Below are 1,598 nucleotides of genomic sequence, written 5' to 3'. Positions count from 1 at the left end.
GTTCATGGACCGGTTGGAGCCGGGTTCGGTCGAGTACAACGTGCCGTCGCCGATGTGGTTCGACGGTCCGGTGGACGTGGCCGCGCTGGGCGCGGCGCTGGGTGCGCTGGTGGCCCGGCACGAGGTGCTGCGGACCCGGCTGGTGGCTGGTCCGGACGGGGTGGCGTACCAGGTGATCGACCCGCCGGGGCCGGTGCCGCTGCCGGTCGTGGACGTGTCCGGCGTCGCCGAGCCGATGGCCGCGGCCAGTTGTCTGGTCGAAGCCGACGCGGCGGAGCCGTTCGACCTGGCGGCCGGACCGCTGGTCCGCGCCTGCCTCGTGCGGGCGGGCCTGGACCGCTGTGTGCTGGTGCTGTCGATGCACCACGTGGTCTCCGACGAGTGGTCGGAGCGGATCTTCTGGCGCGAGTTGTCGGCGCTCTACCGGGCGTTGCGGGCCGGTGAACCGGATCCGCTGCCGCCGCTCGGGGTGCAGTACGCCGACTTCGCCGTCTGGCAGCGCTCCTGGTTGACCGGAGACGTCCTGGACGGCCAGCTCGCCTACTGGCGGGACAAGCTGGCCGGTGCGCCGGTGCTGGACCTGCCCACCGACCGGCCGCGTCCCCCGGTGCGGTCCAGCGAGGGCGCGGCGGCCGGCTTCACGATTCCGGCCGAGACCGCGGACGCGGTGCGCCGGATAGCCCGCGCGAACGGCGCGACGATGTTCATGACGCTGCTGGCGGCGTTCGATGTGGTCCTGGCCCGGTACTGCGGCACCGACGACGTGACGGTGGGGACACCGGTCGCGGGCCGGACGCGCGCCGAGACTGAGGATCTGATCGGCTTCTTCGTCAACACGCTGGTCCTGCGCGCCGACCTGTCGGGCGATCCGTCATTCGCCGAGCTGCTGCGCCGGGTCCGGGAGACCACCCTGGACGGCTACGCCCACCAGGACCTGCCGTTCGAGCAGCTCGTCGATGCCCTCGTCACCGAACGAGACCGTTCCCGTCCCCCTCTGTTCCAGGTCTTGTTCAGTTACGACCCTCCTGCCCCGGAGGACGACAACGAGAACACCAGGCTTGCGGACGACCGGGCCGACTCCCACCCCGGTTGGGACACCGGGTCCGGGCCCGGGCCCGATGCCGGGCCGAGCCCGCTGCGAGTGAAGACCGATCTCGGGGTGACACTGGTCGATTCCGGCCGCGCCCTGATCGGTGAGATCCAGTACAGCACCGCGTTGTTCGACGCGGCGACGATCGACCGTATGGCCGGGCACCTGGCGGTCGTCCTGGAGGCGGTCGCGGCCGGCGCTGGCCGGCGCGTGGCGGAGCTGCCGATCCTGTCCGCCGCCGAGCGGCGGCAGTTGATCGCCGATGGAGACGGCGCGGTGGTCGCGCTGCCGGGTGTGGGCGGAGCTCATGACCTGGTCGCCGAGCGGGTGCGGCAGCATCCGGATGCGGTGGCGGTGGTGTGTGGGTCGCGTCTGGTGACGTATGGGGGTTTGTGGGAGCGGGCTGGGCGGTTCGCGGGTTTGTTGCGTGCGGCGGGTGCGGGTCCGGAGTCGGTGGTGGGTCTGTGTCTGCCGCGTGGGATCGACCTGGTGGCGGCCGTGTTGGGGG

General features: G+C 72.1%; 1 protein-coding gene. It reads left to right on the top strand.

What is annotated here, in order from left to right:
- On the top strand, positions 1-1,598 hold a 1,598-nt coding region (locus FNH04_RS45795), incomplete at both ends, for a condensation domain-containing protein (protein ID WP_152792121.1).

This window comes from Streptomyces phyllanthi, from assembly GCF_009377205.1.
Taxonomy (GTDB): domain Bacteria; phylum Actinomycetota; class Actinomycetes; order Streptomycetales; family Streptomycetaceae; genus Streptomyces; species Streptomyces phyllanthi.
This window is presented reverse-complemented; position numbering and strand designations above follow the sequence as displayed.